At 73.4% G+C, this 15,819-nt stretch carries 12 protein-coding genes; 5 read left to right on the top strand and 7 right to left on the bottom strand.

The features are described 5' to 3' along the window. Window positions 1-44 precede the first annotated feature (44 nt). Both ACIRQ9_RS09255 and nhaA read right to left on the bottom strand, forming a co-directional pair. Window positions 45-1,649 carry an adenosine deaminase gene (locus ACIRQ9_RS09255; RefSeq protein ID WP_404168876.1) on the bottom strand — a complete coding sequence of 535 codons (1,605 nt, stop codon included), beginning with the start codon at window positions 1,647-1,649 and terminating at the stop codon, window positions 45-47. A 131-nt stretch (window positions 1,650-1,780) separates the two neighbouring features. After that, window positions 1,781-3,691 (bottom strand): Na+/H+ antiporter NhaA, encoded by a 1,911-nt coding sequence (gene nhaA / locus ACIRQ9_RS09250; RefSeq protein WP_404168873.1) that lies wholly within the window; start codon window positions 3,689-3,691, stop codon window positions 1,781-1,783. A gap of 313 nt (window positions 3,692-4,004) precedes the next feature. Here nhaA and ACIRQ9_RS09245 point away from each other — a divergent pair, with 313 nt between their 5' ends. Beyond that, the gene (locus tag ACIRQ9_RS09245) at window positions 4,005-5,189 is read left to right on the top strand and encodes a type III polyketide synthase (RefSeq protein ID WP_404168870.1); all 1,185 of its coding nucleotides are present in this window, start codon (window positions 4,005-4,007) and stop codon (window positions 5,187-5,189) included. 21 nt (window positions 5,190-5,210) lie between these two features. Here the strand turns inward: ACIRQ9_RS09245 and ACIRQ9_RS09240 are convergent, their stop codons facing one another. Both ACIRQ9_RS09240 and ACIRQ9_RS09235 read right to left on the bottom strand, forming a co-directional pair. Continuing rightward, window positions 5,211-7,346 carry a SpoIIE family protein phosphatase gene (locus tag ACIRQ9_RS09240; RefSeq protein WP_404168866.1) on the bottom strand — a complete coding sequence of 712 codons (2,136 nt, stop codon included), beginning with the start codon at window positions 7,344-7,346 and terminating at the stop codon, window positions 5,211-5,213. A gap of 198 nt (window positions 7,347-7,544) precedes the next feature. Beyond that, window positions 7,545-7,724, bottom strand: coding sequence for a DUF6480 family protein (locus ACIRQ9_RS09235; protein ID WP_351324644.1), 180 nt, complete (start codon window positions 7,722-7,724; stop codon window positions 7,545-7,547). 114 nt (window positions 7,725-7,838) lie between these two features. Between ACIRQ9_RS09235 and ACIRQ9_RS09230 the strand changes: the two genes are divergently transcribed. Beyond that, window positions 7,839-8,318: a hypothetical protein gene (locus tag ACIRQ9_RS09230; RefSeq protein WP_404168863.1), complete on the top strand. Its 480-nt coding sequence runs from the start codon at window positions 7,839-7,841 to the stop codon at window positions 8,316-8,318. A 47-nt stretch (window positions 8,319-8,365) separates the two neighbouring features. On the opposite strand, the gene ACIRQ9_RS09225 is transcribed toward ACIRQ9_RS09230, so the two are convergent. From ACIRQ9_RS09225 to ACIRQ9_RS09215, 3 genes are all read right to left on the bottom strand, one after another. Next, window positions 8,366-8,965, bottom strand: a complete 600-nt coding sequence (locus ACIRQ9_RS09225; RefSeq protein ID WP_404168860.1) for a histidine phosphatase family protein — start codon at window positions 8,963-8,965, stop codon at window positions 8,366-8,368. A 150-nt stretch (window positions 8,966-9,115) separates the two neighbouring features. Next, on the bottom strand, window positions 9,116-10,228 hold the full coding sequence (locus tag ACIRQ9_RS09220) for a sensor histidine kinase (protein ID WP_404168857.1): 1,113 nt from the start codon (window positions 10,226-10,228) through the stop codon (window positions 9,116-9,118). Continuing rightward, window positions 10,225-10,911, bottom strand: a complete 687-nt coding sequence (locus ACIRQ9_RS09215; RefSeq protein ID WP_404168854.1) for a response regulator — start codon at window positions 10,909-10,911, stop codon at window positions 10,225-10,227. The genes ACIRQ9_RS09220 and ACIRQ9_RS09215 overlap by 4 nt, the downstream gene beginning before the upstream one ends. 393 nt (window positions 10,912-11,304) lie before the next feature. On the opposite strand from ACIRQ9_RS09215, the gene ACIRQ9_RS09210 reads away from it, so the two are divergent. The 3 genes from ACIRQ9_RS09210 to ACIRQ9_RS09200 all read left to right on the top strand — a co-directional run bounded on the left by ACIRQ9_RS09210 (window position 11,305) and on the right by ACIRQ9_RS09200 (window position 15,708). Next, window positions 11,305-12,357, top strand: a complete 1,053-nt coding sequence (locus tag ACIRQ9_RS09210) for a serine hydrolase domain-containing protein (protein WP_404168851.1) — start codon at window positions 11,305-11,307, stop codon at window positions 12,355-12,357. Between the two features lie 478 nt (window positions 12,358-12,835). Continuing rightward, on the top strand, window positions 12,836-15,508 hold the full coding sequence (lanL, locus tag ACIRQ9_RS09205) for a class IV lanthionine synthetase LanL (protein WP_404168848.1): 2,673 nt from the start codon (window positions 12,836-12,838) through the stop codon (window positions 15,506-15,508). A gap of 44 nt (window positions 15,509-15,552) precedes the next feature. After that, on the top strand, window positions 15,553-15,708 hold the full coding sequence (locus ACIRQ9_RS09200; RefSeq protein ID WP_317440737.1) for a VenA family class IV lanthipeptide: 156 nt from the start codon (window positions 15,553-15,555) through the stop codon (window positions 15,706-15,708). Window positions 15,709-15,819 lie beyond the last annotated feature (111 nt).

Raw genomic sequence — 15,819 nt, 5'->3', positions numbered from 1 at the left:
GCGCCGCCCGACACCTGGTCAGCCGGAATTGGGAACTTCTGGACTCACCTCTCAAAGGTGGCGTAGGCGGCTTCCTGTCGCCACTGGACCGCGGCCTTGGCGTTGGTGTCCAGGAGCCGGCGGCACTCCGTGGTCGGGGTACGGCCGCTGCCGGGCAGCTGGCCGGCGCAGGCGGTCGCCGCGTGGTAGCCGTCGCGGGTGGGGTTGCCGCGCCACAGGCTCCGGCCGGGCAGGAACGCGTACTCCAGGGAGGCGCGGGCCAGGTCCTTCAGCTCGGGGTAGGTCAGGCCGTAGGTCTGGGCGGCGTACTGGTACTCGTGGGTGATGTCGATGCGGGAGACGCCGGGGTCGTCGGTGGCCAGCACGACCGGCACCCCGTAGGAGCGGTAGGTCTCGAAGGGGTGCTCGGCGCCGCTGACGCCGAGGATCTGGGCGTTGCTGCTGAAGGGGACCTCCACGGCGATCTCGCGGGCGGCCATGGTGCGGGCCGTCTGCTGCCAGCCGTCCTCGTGGACCAGGTCGACGCCGTGGCCGACCCGCTCGGTGCCGGCCACGTTCACGGCGTCCGCGATGTGGAACCTCAGGTCCTCGGGCTTGACCAGTCCGGGCCACAACTCGCCCGCGTGCAGGGTGACATGGGCCTTGGGGTAGACGGTGCGCAGGTAGTTGATCATGCGCATCTGAAGGCGGTAGCCGGCCAGCGAGCTGTCCCAGTCCTCGGGCTGGACGAGGTTGACGGCGACGAACCGGGAGTCGCGCTCGGCCAGCCGCATACCGAGGGCCAGTTGAGTGAAGACGCGCTCCGGGGCGCTGCCGCGGTTGACCTGCGAGATCCAGCGCACGGTCAGCGCGCAGCCGGGGCGCGGGCGGCTGGTGCCGCAGCGGGCGGCCGTCCGGAACGCGGCGTCGCCGTCGTCGGCCTCCTTGCGGGCGTCGGTCACGACCTTGTCGAGCCGGCCGCCGGCCACGAGCTTGGCGTGCAGCGCGGCCAGGTCGGGGTCCCAGCCGACCTCGGCGGCCAGCTGCCTGGCGCCGTCGGAGGCCGGGGTCACCATGGTCTCCAGGTAGAACTGGTTCTGCGCCGCGTCCGCGTCGGCGACCTGGGCCAGCAGCTCGCCGCGGTGGCGCCAGGGCACCTCGCCGAACTTGTTGAACGTGTCGAAGAAGTGGTCGTGGCCGTTCTGGTCCGGCGGGAAGTCCTGCATCGACCAGGCGCGCACGATCGCGTCGTGGAAGTCGCGGTCGGTACGGGCGTCGGCGGCCGGACGGGTGCCCGAGCCGCACGGCGGTACGACGGCCGTCAGCGTGGCCGTGTCGATGCACAGCCCGTCCTCGGCGGCCAGTTCGATGAGGTACTCGGTCCTGACCGCACCGGAGAGGTGGTTGTGCAGGTCACCGCCCTTGGGCAGGTGCCGGAAGAAGCCGCGCAGCAGCCGGGGGTCGTGGCGGATGGATTCCAGGTACGCGGCCGTGCGCGACTCGGCGGCCGTCATCGGCCGGGGCGCGCGCGGGACGGTCCCCGCGTGCGCGGCGGCGGGCGGCGCGGCGGACAGGGACGCGAGGCAGAGCAGCGAGAGGGCACCGAGCCCGGCGGAGAGCGCCGTGCGGCGTGCGGGGTGCGCGGCGCGGGGGCCGTGAGAGGTCGTCACCCTCAGATGATCTTCAGGGCCGCCCGCCGGTCCCGGCTGCCGCGCGGAGGGTACGGCGGAGTCACCCGCGCGGGCGCAGCCGCGGCCCCGGCCCGGCCGCCGTGCCGCGGGCGGGCCAGGGCCCGGGCCGCTCAGTCCGCCGCGGGGCCCGGCCGGCCGGCACCGGCGTGCTCCGCCAGCGCGCGCTGCCGGGCCAGGCCGACGGCCGTCTCCAGGTTCTGGATGTCGTAGGCGCCGTGGTGGCGGCGGCCGTTGATGAAGAACGTGGGAGTGCCGGAGACGCTGCTGAGGTCCGCCGAGTCCACGTCCTCCGCGATCCGGGGCGCACCGCGGTGCTGCTCCAGGTCCCGGCGGAACCGCTCCTCGTCGAGCCCGAGTTCCCGCGCGTAGCGCAGCAGGTCGCGGGCGCCGAGGGCGTCCTGCCGGTCCAGCAGCAGGTCGTGCATGTCCCAGAACCGGCCCTGGCGGGCCGCGGCCTCCGACGCCTCCGCCGCCAGTTGGGCATTCGGGTGGACGTCGGTCAGCGGCAGGTGCCGCCACACGTACCTGACGTCCGCGTCGGTGCCCAGCAACTCCCGCACCACCGCCTCGGCCTGGCCGCAGTAGGGGCACTCGAAGTCGCCGTACTCCACCAGGGTGACCGCCGCGTGTTCGGGGCCGCGGATCCGGTCGTGGCGCGCGTCGACGGCGACCGCGAGGTCGGTGAGGGGATCGGTGTCGCCGAGCAGGGCACGGGCCCGGCGGGCGGCGGGCAGCAGGTTCATCACGCCGGTGACCGCCCAGCTCGCCGCGAAGGCGCCGACCAGGGTGGCGAGGATGCCGATGCGCGCCTGGTCCAGTTCCTCGCCCTGGAAGGCCAGCGAGGCGATCAGCAGGGACACCGTGAAGGCCGCTCCGGCGATCGCTCCGCCCGCGGTGACCGAGCCCCAGCCGACATTGGGCCGCAGCCGCCCTCCGGACACCAGCCGCGCGGCCGCCATGGACCCGACGAGCCCGATCACCTTGCCCGCTACGCAGCCGCACACGATGCCCAGCGTGACGGGCGAGGTGAACGCCTCGGCCAGTTTCGCACCGCTCAGTTCGATACCGGCGTTGGCCAGCGCGAACACCGGCACGATGCCGAAGCTCACCCACGGCAGGAACTTCTGTTCCAGCCGCTCGTTGGGGGAGATCGCCGCGGTCAGGCCCCGCACGGCCGAGCGCTGCAGCTCGGGTGTGGGCTGCTCCCGGAACAGGCGGAAGAGGCGGCTGGCGTGTTCCAGGTCCTCGCGCGGCGCCGGATAGGCCACCACCAGGGCGCCGACCGCCAGCCCGGTGACCACCGGGTCGACGCCGGCCTCGTGCAGCGCCACCCACACCACCACCGCCAGGACGGCGCAGTACCGGCCCTTGCGGACCCGGGCCAGCCGCAGCAGCGTGATCACCAGCAGGGTGCCCACCGCGACCAGCAGCGCCGGCAGGTGGATGTCGTCGCTGTAGAAGACCGCGATCACCAGGAGCGCGACCAGGTCGTCGACGACCGAGATGGACAGGATGAACGCGCGCAGGGAGGCCGGCAGCCGTGACCCGAGCACGGCGAGGATGCCCAGCGCGAACGCGGTGTCGGTGGACATCGCCGTACCCCAGCCGTGCGCGGAGTCGCGGCCGGCGTTGAAGGCGAGGTAGATCAGCGCCGGCACGACCATGCTGCCCAGACCCGCCACCGCGCTCAGCAGCACCCAGCGGCGGTCGCGCAGTTCGCCCATGTCGAACTCGTGCCGGGCCTCCAGGCCGACGACGAAGAAGAACAGGCTCATCAGACCGGCGTTGATCCACTCGTGCAGGGTCAGCGACAGGTGCTTCGTGTCGAAGCCGATCGTGAAACGGGCCTGCCACACCGCGTCGTACGAGCGCAGGTCGATGGTGGCCCAGAGCAGGGCGACGCACACGGCGCCGAGGAGGAGGACGGCACTGCCGGTCTCGGTCTGCACGAAGGAGCGCCAGCGCGTCGTGCTCCGCGTGGCCAGCCCCAGGGACGCATCGGTGGACTCATCGCCGCTCACGTGCCGATTATCGCCACGCCCGGCGCGCGACCGGGGGATTGCCTGGCATTCGGCCCGGCTGACGGCGGGTCAGGTGCGGCTCGGGACGCGGCCGTGACGGCCGCCGCCGCGGGGGTGTGTGACTTGTCACGCCAACCCATGCCGGTCTGAGTTGTCTGCATCACAGCGGAAATGTCCTTTTGGCGGCCATGCTCGACGCGGCGCTCGGCTCCCGAAGTGGAGCCCGGGACCGGCCTCTTGGGTGCCCCTCCGTGGTGACCCAGGGCACGGCATTTGCGACATTAACCCCTTTTCGCTCGAAAGGTGTCTCATCATGGCCGCATACCTCTGTCCTCCCGCCGTCATCCAGGGAGAGCACACCGTGCAGACCAGCCAGATCGTGGCGGAGGTGCACGACCGCCATCCGCATGCGCCATGGGCACCGCGGATCGACGGCATCGCGGCCGGCACGGGCATAGCGAGCCGCGGCTGGATGCTCCCGCTGGAGTCCGCCGTCGCACCCGGCGCGGGCGGCGGCCTGCGGGGCGTCGGCAACGGCCCGGCCCAAGAGGCGCTGGCCCGCGAGGGGTTCGCCCAGCAGGACGTGGACCGCGCGATCGCCGCACTGCAGGCGATACCCGCGCCGCAGACCGTCCAGGAGCGCACCGCGCCGGCCTGGGAGGCGGTGCAGTCCTACGGGGAGCGCGCGGCGCGCGGAGCCCTGCAGGCCGCCGGTCTCGACGTCTCGGACGTCGACTGCCTGATCACCAGTCACTCCACCACCCCGGCGCTGCCCGGTCTGGACGTCGCTCTGTCCAACCGGCTCTCGCTCCGCGACGACGTGCTGCTGCTGCCCGCCACGCAGTGGGCCTGCATCGCGGGCACCCGCTCCCTGGCGCTTGCCGCCGATCTCGTGGCCGCGGATCCCGACCGGGTGGTCCTGGTCGTGATCTCCGAGGCGCTGAGCACGACCTATCAGCCCGCGGACGACACCCTGGAGTCCCTGATCGTCCGGCTGCTGTTCGCGGACACCGCGGTCGCCGCGGTGGTCACGGGCCGCCGCAGGGAGCAGTCGGTGCTGCGGCTGGACGCCGCCTGGCACCACACCGTGCCGGACACCCAGGACCTGCACCGCCTGGACACACGGGCGGACGGCACCCACTTCGTGATGGACCGGCGCGGACCGCGCGCCGTGCAGGAGACGGTGACCGCGATGTGGGAGTGGCTGCGCCTGCGCCACCAGGACGACCCCGGCTCCTGGCACCCCGACGTCCTGCTCGCGCACCCCGGCGGGACCCGGGTGCTGGAGTACATGGAGCAGACGATGCCCGACACCTGGCCGTCCGGACTGCTCGCCCACAGCCGGGACAGCTACACCACCGGCAACCGCGGCGGCGCCGCCGTCTTCGACATCATGCGGCGGGCCCACCGCGCGGGGCAGAAGCCGGGCAGCCGCACGGTCCTGTACGCGGCGGCGCCGGGGCTGAGCGCGACCGCTCTGGAAGGGGAGTGGCTCTGAGGGACGGCCGCGGTGCCCGCGTCACCTCGCCACCTCCGCCCACACCACCTTCCCGGCGTCCGTCCACCGCACCCCCCAGCGCGTGGTGAGCCCGTGGACGACGTGCAGACCGCGGCCGCTGTCGTCGAAGAGACCGCCGCGGCCCAGCCGGGGCCTGCCGTTGCCGGTGTCGCCCACCTCCACCAGCAGGCCGTGCCCGGACCGGATCAGCCGTACCGTGACGGGTCCGGTGGCGAAGCGCACGGCGTTCGTGACCAGCTCGCTGGCGAGCAGCACCGCGTTGTCCCGGGTGCCGTCCCGGGTGCCCCAGCGCAGCAGCAGCGCGCGGACGTGCGCGCGGGCACGGGCGGGAGCGTCGCGGCGGGCGGGCAGCCGCCAGGTCGCGGTGTCCCCCTTGCGGTAGCCGATCATCCGCGCCAGCAGCAGCGTCACGTCGTCGCGCTCGCGCAGCGGAGCCAACGTGGCGACGACCTGCCGCGCCGCCTGCGGCAGACCGTCCCAGGGATGCACCGCGGCCACGGCGTCCGCCAGCATGCCGATGCCCTCGTCGATCGACACGCTCGGATCCTCCACGAGACCGTCGGTGTACAGGGCGAGCAGCGAACCGGGCGGTACGTCGAAGGTGTGCACGGCGAACGGCTCGCGCAGCGCGAACTCGGCGCCGAGGCCGGGGTGCGGACGGACCGCGAGCGTGCTCGCCCGGCCGTCCGGCGAGACCAGGACCGGGGGGAGGTGCCCGGCGCTGGACAGCGCCAGACTGTGGCTGACCGGGTCGTACAGAGCGATGCAGCAGGTCGACCCGAGGGCGCTGTAGCCGGCCGCCAGCCCGGAGTCCGCGTCGTCCAGCAGCGTCACGGTCTCGTCCAGGCGTTCCAGCACCTCGTCCGGCGCCAGCCCCGCCGACAGCAAAGCGCGGGCCTCCATGCTGAGCTGGCCCATGGTGGCCGCGGCTCCCAGACCGTGCCCGACGACGTCTCCGACGACCAGGGCGGTCCGGCCGTCCGGCAGCGGAAAGCTGTTCACCCAGTCACCGCCGACGCCCGCGCTGTCCGGCGTCGCGGGCTGGTACACGCTCGCGACCTCGATCGTGTCGCCGCCGGCGCGGGGCAGCAGCCTGCGCTGCAGCGCCAGCACCTGCTTGTGCTCGCGCTGGTGCTGCCGGGCCAGGTCGACGTGGTGGGCGGTCCTGGCGACCAGTTCCTGCAGGTCGAACAGTTCGCTGTCGCGGAAGGGACGGTCGGCCCGCCGCCAGACCTCGGCCACGCCCAGCACGACGGGCGGCGAGCCGTCCAGGACCAGCGGAATGCACGCCACACCGGCCGACCGGTCGCCCGGCACCAGCGCGCGCATGACGTGTGGGCTGCCGAGGACCCGCTCGACGGCCTTCCGGTCCGGCATGACGATGGTCTGCGGTGTGTCGTCCCGCCGCACCGCCTGCGCCAGCAGCCGGCTCGCGTCGCCCGGCAGGTCGTCGCCCGGTGTCACGTAGCCCTCGGGCCACACCCGGTCCGGCACCAGGGCGGCCCGCCGCAGCCGGATGCGGCCGTGCGCCTGCCCGGTGACCCCTTCGCCCGTCCACACCGTGAAGTCGAGGTCGACGGCGGCCACGTCGCCCCACGCCAGCAGGGACTCCGCCAGCGACTGCGCGGTCTCGCCGATGTCCAGGGACGTGCCGATCGCGGTCTCGGCCGCGTACAGGTGCAGTCGCGTGGCCATGGCGATCAAGGAGACGGTCAGCCCCTCCTGGGGCGCCGCCGCGGGCAGGATGCTCAGTGAGACCACGAGATCCGAGCCGTCGTCGCGCCGCAGGCGCTGGATCCGCGCGACATGCGCCTCACCGGTCTCCAGGACCTGCCGCAGCCGCCGGGTGACCGTCGGCACGTCCCCGGGCGGCAGCAGATCGACGAAGGGGCTCCCGGGCACGGCGTCCAGACCGGCGAACACCGGGGCGTCCAGGTTGAGGCGGATGACCTTGAGGTCCCTGTCCAGGTTGACCACGCCCAGGATCCGGTCCTGGCGCCCGGACTCCGGCAGGTCCTCGGCCGGCGGCCGGCCCGTGGCGTGCGCGGGCGCCTGCGGGACGTACCGCCCCAGGGCGCTGCTGACCATGTCGAACGCCGAGGAGGACGAAGGGGAGGGGGACGGCGTGGAGTCCATACGGCTCCCTCAGCAATCGGCGACACGGCACCGGGGCCGTGACATCCCGGCGACGAGACCCCGAGACCGCTGCCCGCGCACCTCACCGCGGACCGCGGCGGACCGCGTCGCACGCACCGGCCGACCGCGCGCCCGCACCTCGCCGCGGCCCCTCGCCGGGTGCACTCCGGCGGGAGGCTGCCCGAAACCGCCGACGGCTCACATCGGGAAGATCCGCGCGATGAAGTACGCGGCCACGATCGCGACGCCGATGAGGATCAGCCCCAGCCACAGGCCCGGGTGCTCCCACGCGCCGCCGTCCGCGCGTTCCTCGTGCGCCTCCGCCGTACAGCCTTCGGCCGGCGGAGTCTCCCCAGGGGGGACGAGTGGATATGCCATGCGTCCATGGTCGTACGCGGCCGTCGGCCGCGCACCCCGGCCCGTGCGGGCCCGGCCGCGTCCGGCCGCGGGGGGCACTGGTGCCGGCGGGCCGGATCGGACAGGCTGCGGCGCATGGACTGGATGCCCCTGCTCTCCACCCTGGCCGGTGCCGCCATCGGGATCGCGGCCACCCTGATCGCCGACCGCAACCGCTGGCGACGCGAAGAGGACAGACACGCGTGGGAGATCCGGCGCGAGGCGTACACGGTGTACGTCTCGGCCCTCAAGGCCGCCGGCGAGGAGATACGGGCCGTCGCGCTGGGCGATCACGTGACCGCCTCCACGCGGGACGCGGCCGTACGGGAGGCCGTGCGCGGCAGCGGCGTCTACACGGCGAGCGAGGCCCTGTGGCTCGTGGGACCGGCCCGGGTCGTGGCGGCGGGGAACGAGGCATTCCACGGGCTGCGTGCCCTGCGCGACGCCTACGCCCGCGGAGTGACCGTCGGCTCCCCCGAGGAGGCGCCCCTGATCGCGCGGCGGCGGGCCGCCGTGGCGCGGATGCGGCAGGCCATGCGGGAGGACCTGGGCATCGGACCGCTCGGGATCGAGTGAGCGCCGGTCCTCCCCTTCACCGGGGAGGACCGGCGCTCACCGTCGCGCTAGCCCCAGCTGAGGGCGGTCGGCCTCGGTACGGTCCGCAGGCGCCGCCTGCCGAACCGGACGTCCCAGCCGTCGTCCCGCCGGGTGAGGAGGAACGCGCTCAGCGGCGGCACGGTGAGGTGCCAGAAGCCTCGCGCCGGCACCGCCATGGCCCCGACGAGCACGGCCCGGACGACGGCCGCCTCGGCGATGGCCACCGCGCGGCCGGTGTCCGGCGCCACGCCGCTCAGCCAGTCCGCCGCCCGGCGGCAGAGCTGTCGTACGGACTCCCCGTCGTGCGGGGTGGCGTCCGGGTCCGTGCGCCAGGCGCTGAACCCGTCGGGGTCGGTCGCGGCGACGTCACGGACCGTGCGGCCCTGCCAGCTGCCCACGTCGAGATCGCGCAGCAGCGGCTCGGACGACGCCACCAGGCCGATGGCCTCGGCCGTCTCGGAACACCGGATCGAAGGGGTCCGCACGGCCGGCTGGTGCGGAGAGAGCACTGCTCGCGCATAGCCGGCCAGGTTCACGCCGTGCTCGCTGAGGTGGGCGTCGCCGAGCAGCGGGTCCACGGTGGCGTCGCCGCCGGGTGCGCACAGAAGCGTCAGGTGGATCGACATGAGAGCTACCCCTTTCCTGGCCGGATCTGGCTGCCGACGGGGCGAGCCCCGTGCCTTCCACCTTCGGGCCCGGCGCCCTCCGGCACTATCCGCCAGGTGTCCGAAGCCACCCCGCCAACCGGCCGGGCGGAGCGGCGGCGGGGCGGGGGTTCAGCGCTGCGGCTCGTGGGGCAGCTCCAGCCGCAGCTCGTAGCCGCCCTCGGCCGTGGGGCCCGAGGTGACGGTGCCGCCGAGGAGCTCTGCCCGCTGGGCCAGTCCCGCCAGACCGTGGCGGGCGCTCGGCAGGACGAGCGCGCTGCGGGTGGGTGCGGTGTTGGTGACCGTGGCGCGCAGCGAGCCGTCCCGGAGCCCGATACGGACGGTCACGCTGGCGCCGGGCGCGTGCTTGCGGACGTTGGTCAGCGCCTCCTGCACCGTCCGGTAGACGGCCCGCTGCACCGTGGGCGGCAGCTCCTCGGGCAGGTCGATCTCCAGCTTCGCCTCGATACCGCCGGCCTCCAGCAGGTGCTCCAGATCGGCTAGCGACGGCTGCGGGGTCAGCTCGGTGGGCCTGCTGCCCGACGCCCGCAGGACCCCGACCATGTGCCGCAGCTCCTCCAGGGTCTGCACGCTCAGCCGCCGGATGGTGGCCGCGGCGTGCCGCGTCTCGGCGTCCTGGCCGCCCACCTGGAGCGCCCCGGCCTGTACGGCGATGAGACTGACCTGGTGGGAGACCACGTCGTGCATCTCCCTCGCCAGCTGGGCGCGTTCCTTGGCCAGCACGCTCTGCGCGGTCAGCAGCCGCTCCTGCCTGCGGGCCTCGGAGATGTCGGCGATCCGCAGCGACAGCTCGCGCCGGGCCTGGACGAGCTGGCCCAGGAAGACCGGAGCGGCGGCGGTGGCCAGGGTGTAGCTGAGGTGGAACACGTTGTTCGTCTGGGACAGCTCGGTGGCGTTCAGCGACGACCACGGCCAGGGCAGGAAGTCGATGATCGCGTAGAGCAGCGCGCAGACGCCCAGCAGGAGCCGGTGACGGTTCAGGGAGGACAGCGTGTACAGCGCGACCATGGGGGCGACCACCGAGTCGGTGACCAGGCCGGTGGGGAGGGCGAGGAGGAACGCCGTCAGCGGCATCCGGTGACGCAACGCCAGGCCGAGGGCGCCGACCACCGCGCAGGCCGTGGTGGGCCGGTCGGTGAGGTCGACATGGGCCCAGGCGTCGGCCAGCGCCGCTCCGACGACGGCGACGTCCGCGAGCACGGCCCGTGACTTCCGGCGGTTCACCGCGCGCCCTCGTCCTGTTCGGACTGTTCGGACTGTGCGGACGCCAGCAGCCCCGCGCGCTCGGCGATCAGGGCCGCCTGGACGCGGGTGCTCACCCGGAGCTTGCCGAGCACGTTGGTCACATGGCCCTTGATGGTCCCGGTGCTCAGATGCAGCCGTTCGCCGATCTCGTTGTTGGCGAGCCCCTCCGCCATCAGGACGAGCACGGCACGCTCGCGTTCGGTGAGCCGGGCGGTGAGCCGGAGGGCGGACGGCTCACGGACGGTGTTGTCGAGGAACCCGCCCACCACCAGACGCGTGACCTTGGACGACAGCACGGTCCCCGACTCCGCCAGGTCACGCACCAGGTAGGGGAGTTGTTCGGGATCGGTGTCCTTGAGCAGGAATCCGGCGGCGCCCGAACGCAGCGCGGTCGCCACGTACTCGTCGGTGTCGAAAGTGGTGAGCATGGCGACCACCGGAGGCTCGGGCATCCGGCGGAGCTCGGCGAGGATGGTGAGCCCGTCCACGTCGGGCATCCGGATGTCCAGGAGGACGACGTCGGGGCGCAGCTCCCGCGCGCTGCGCACGGCCTGACCTCCGTCCACGGCCGCGACCACCTCGATGTCCTCCGCTGATTCGAGGATGTGCGTGAACCCCGTACGGATCAATGCCTCGTCGTCGACCACCAGCACCCGGATCATGTGCGCTCCGCTCCTCGCAGGCCTCGTTCGATGCGTACCCCGCCGTCGCGCCGCGGCCCGACGGCCGCCTCCCAGAACCCGCCGGTTGGCGGCGCGACCTCAGCCGGTCGGCGGCCCCTGCCCCCACCGACGCACCGCGGCCGCCCACGGAGACGGCCGGCACCGGTCCCGCCCCTCGCTGCTACGGGGCGGCCCTTGGCCACGTACGTGGCGCCGCCCGCCCACCGACGGGGGGTTCCGCCCAGCGACGCGGCGACCCCGCCCCCGCCCCTCGCGGCAGCGAACCCGCTCCGAACCGCGTGGTCGGGCCGCCGTGGCGGAGCCGGGTCCTTCCCGGCCGTCTCACTACGCTGAGCGGCGGGAGACGGATGAATCTGGACAGATCGGGAGACCATGGCCCTGGAGCTCGACATCGACCGCATCCGCCGGACCGTCGAGGAAGGCGTCCGTGACAAGGTCTGCCCGGGCGCCGTCTGGGCCGTCGGCGACCGCTCGGGGAGCATGGTCCTGGGCACGCCGGGGGTGCTGGATCCCGACCGGGCCGACGAACCGATGCGGCACGACACCGTCTTCGACGTCGAAGGGCTCGCGGAGATCCTCGCGGTGTGGTCGTCCGTCGGATGCCTCGTCGAGGCCGGCGAACTGGATCTCGACGTGCACCTCGGCGACTTCTGGACCGAGGTGCGCGGCCGTCCGCTGGGCCGGGTGAGCACCCGCGACCTGCTCACCCACACGGCGGGCGTCCCGCTCCGGGGCAGCCTGGTGAGCCTGTACGGCACCGATCCCCGGGACATCCGCGACGGCATCCTCCACGACGCCGTGCGCCGTCCGCCCGGTCAGGCCGTGGAGTACACCGAGCGCGCCGCCCTCGTCCTCGGCCGGCTCGTGGAGGAATTCTCCGGCCGCGGCCTGGACGTTCTCGCGGACACCGAGGTGTGGCGGCCCCTCGGCATGACACGGACCCGCTTCGGTCCCCTGCCGCGGGAGGTGGCGGACCGTTGCGCGCCGACCGCGGTGGACCGGCACACCGGGACCCGGCTGCGGGGCACCGCGCTCGCCGCGTCCGCGCGTCTGCTCGGCGGGGTGTGCGGCGCCTCCGGGGTGTTCACGGTCCTTCCCGACCTCGCGGCGTTCCTCCGGCACCTGCTCCAGCCGGGGCGGGGCGAGGCGCAACCGGGATTCGGCGCGGCCTGGGTCCAGGACTCGCTGCGCGTGCAGACCGGCGAACTCGCCCCGGCCGGCGGCCTGTTCTGGCGTCTGGCGCCGGGAGCGGCCGCGGGGGCCGACGACATCTGGGAGCCGCACGGCTCCGGTGCGGCCGCCGTCTGGCTGTCCCCCCGGCAGGGCCGCTGGGCGGTCCTGCTCACCAACGCGCCGTACTACACCAGGGATTACGGCTCCCTCGTCCCCGTCCGCGACGCGTTCCGCTCGCTGGCCTTCGCCTGAGCGCACCCGGCCCCGGCGCGAGGTGGTGAACGGCGGCCGCTCTGCGCCGGTTGTCGCCGCCTTCGTCACGGCTGTGGCTCGTGCTCACTCGGCCACGGGCCCGGACCGGCGACGGACACCGGCGCGGATCGGGAAAGCGCGCGGGCGTTTTCGCCGGGTGCACGGCGACGAGTGGGAAAGCTGGGGCCGGGATGGAACCGTGGTTCCGCTGCATTGTCGACGTCGAGCCATTTTCGAAAAAAAGTGGTCGCCTCCCTTTTAATTCGGATCGAATTCCGACCGCCATCAGGTCGAACATTCGAAGTATTTCAGGCTCGTTTCGGCCACGCGCCTCCAACTGCGCCGGACTGCGCCATCCACCGCCGTAACAACACCGTGCGCTCGCGGAATAGGATGGATTTCGCGGCCGCGCCGGCAGTACATTTTTTCCTACCGAAGGAATTTCCAACCAGCGGTTTTTCCGCTGAGAGGGACGCGGATGACGAGCCACGCAACTGAAGTCGACCTCGAGAATCTGTTACGTGAGAGATTACAGGCCACAGGTACGGAAGCGCGCTGGACGGTCGACACCGACGACATGTGGTGCCGCCTCACCCGGCAGTCCGGAATTCGACGCCGGCAAGGCTGGAAACTACATGTCTCCGCGACGGCTGCTTCCGCTCCCGAAGTTCTCGCGAAGGCTCTGGACGTCCTGTTGGCCGAGGAATCGGCATTCAAGTTCGTCCGCTCGCTGGAACAGGTGAGCGCGCTCAATACCCGTGCCACTCCGCGCGGAAACTCCGGCAAGTTCATCACCGTTTACCCGCCCTCCGACGGCGACGCCGCCCGGGTGGCGCTGGAGCTGCACCGGGCCACGACCGGACTGGCCGGCCCGCGGATCCTCTCCGACCAGCCCTACGCCCCGCAGAGCCTCGTGCACTACCGCTACGGCGCCTTCGTCGGCCGCCGCCGGCTGTCCGACCAGGGCCTGCTGGTCTGGTTCATCGAGGACCCCGACGGCAATCCGGTGGAGGACAAACGCACCGGGCAGTACGCCCCGCCGCCCTGGGCGGTCAGTCCCTTCCCCGCCTCGGTACCGCTCCCGCCGCAACAGGAGAAGGCGGCGAGCCGCCCGGTCCTGCTCGGCGGCCGGTTCTCGGTGCGGGAGGCGATCCGGCACACCAACAAGGGCGGTGTCTACCGGGGCACCGACGTCACCACGGGCGCCCCCGTGGTGATCAAGGAGGCCAGACCGCACGTGGAGGGCGACGCGTCCGGCGCCGACGTCCGCGACTGGCTGCGCGCCGAGGCCCGGACCCTGGAGAAACTCAAGCACACCGGACTGGCCCCGGAACTGCTGGCGACGTTCGAGATGGGCGGCCACCTCTTCCTCGCCCAGGAGGAGGTGCCGGGCGTCCCGCTGCGCAACTGGGTCGCCGAACGCTTCCGCGACGCCGGCAGCGAACGCTACCGGGCGGACGCGCTCGACCAGGTCGAACGCCTGGTGGACCTCGTCGCGGCGGCCCACGCCTGCGGCTGCGTCCTGCGGGACTTCACCCCCGGCAACGTGATGGTCCGCCCCGACGGAGAGCTGCGCCTCATCGACCTGGAGCTCGCCGCCCTGGAGGACGAGAAGCCGCTCCCCACCCGGGTCGGCACCCCCGGGTTCAGCGCCCCGGAACGTCTGCTGGACGCGCCGGTGTCCCGGACCGCCGACTACTACAGCCTCGGCGCGACCATGTGCTTCGTGCTCGCCGGCAAGGTGCCGAACCTGTTGCCCGAGGACCCGGACACCAGACCGGCACAGGAGCGGTTCGCGGAGTGGCTGGCCGCCTGCGCGGGAACGCTGCGCCTGCCCGACGGCCTCCCGGAGATGATCCTCGGGCTGATGAAGGACGACCCCGAGGAACGCTGGGACCCCGACAGAGCGCGGGACGCCCTGCAGGGGCTCGACCTGACACGGCCGCCCCGCCCCGCCCCCGGACCGGTGCGGTCGAGCGAACCGGACGCCGGGACCGAGGCCGCCGTCGCCGGGATGGTGAACCACCTCGTCGAGACGATCACCCCCTCCGGCGAACCCCGGCTGTGGCCCGTGTCGACCCTCGCGGGGGAGACCGACCCCTGCACCGTGCAGCAGGGCGCGGCAGGTGTACTGGCGGTCCTGACACGGTACTTCGAGCTCACCGGAGACCCGCGCCTGCCGGAGCTGATCTCCACCGCCGGCGGCTGGATAGCCGCCCGCACCGACACCCGGTCCATCCGGCCCGGCCTGCACTTCGGCGGCCGCGGCATCGCCTGGGCCCTGTACGACGCCGGCCGTGCCGTCGCCGACCGCAGACTGACCGACCACGCGCTGGCCCTGGCGCTGGCCCCGCCGGAGCCGACCCCCAGCCACGACATCACCCATGGCACCGCGGGCAGTGGACTGGCAGCCGCCCACCTGTGGCACCGCACCGGCGACCCCCGCCTGGCCGCTCTGGTCGTCGACGCGGCCGACCGGCTGGCCGCCGCCGCGCAGCCCGAGCCGTCCGGCGTGAGCTGGCCGGTCCCCGCGGAAGCCGTGTCCGAGGAAGCGGGCAAACGCTACCTGGGCTTCGCCCACGGAACGGCCGGCATCGGCAGCTTCCTCCTCACCGCCTCGGCCGTCTCCGGCAGCCTGGACCACCTGGAGCTGGCCGTGGCCGCGGGGGAGCACCTGGTGGCCCATGCCGAGACGGTGGGCCGGGCGGTCCAGTGGCCGGCCCAGGCCACCGACCCGCCCACCGCCCCCTACTGGTGCCACGGTTCGGCCGGCATCGGGTCCTTCCTGATCCGCCTGTGGCAACGGACCGGCGACGACCGGTACGGCGACCTCGCCCGCGGAGCCGCGCACGCCGTCGTCGAGCGCGCCTCCCGAGCCGGCCTCGCCCAGTGCCACGGACTCGCCGGAAACGGCGACTTCCTCCTCGACATGGCCGACGCCACCGGGGATCCCGTCCACCGCGAGGCGGCCGGGGAACTGGCCCGCCTCATCGTCACCGAACGCGCCCACCGCGGCAGCCACGTCGTCTTCCCCAACGAGTACGGGGACGTCTCGACGAGCTGGAGCGACGGGTCCGCGGGAATCCTGGCGTTCCTCCTGAGGAACCGCCACACAGACTCCCGGCACTGGACAGTTCAGCAGCCGGGGTGAGCGACAGGAACACCTGTCGCCGACGCACAGAGAAGGAGATTGTCATGGAGAACCAGACCCTCGAGCTGCTGGCCCACCTGCACGCCCTTCCGGAGACCGACCCGGTCGACTTCGACGGAGCGTCGTTCTCCGGCACGTGCGCCTGCGTCGGCCTGCTGACGCTGCTCAACACGGTCTGTGTGGGCATCAGCTGCGCGTAGCCGAGAACCTCCGGCCGGGCGCGGGCCGCCGGACCCCGCCGGCCGCGGCCCCCGCCGCCCCCCCCCGCCCCCCCCCGGCCCACACCCGCGGGGGACCCCCGCAGGCCGCCC

Source organism: Streptomyces sp. NPDC101237, assembly GCF_044767465.1.
GTDB classification, from domain to species: Bacteria; Actinomycetota; Actinomycetes; order Streptomycetales; family Streptomycetaceae; genus Streptomyces; species Streptomyces gramineus.
Note: the sequence above shows the minus strand (reverse complement) of the source record. Positions and strands in the feature narration are given on the sequence as shown.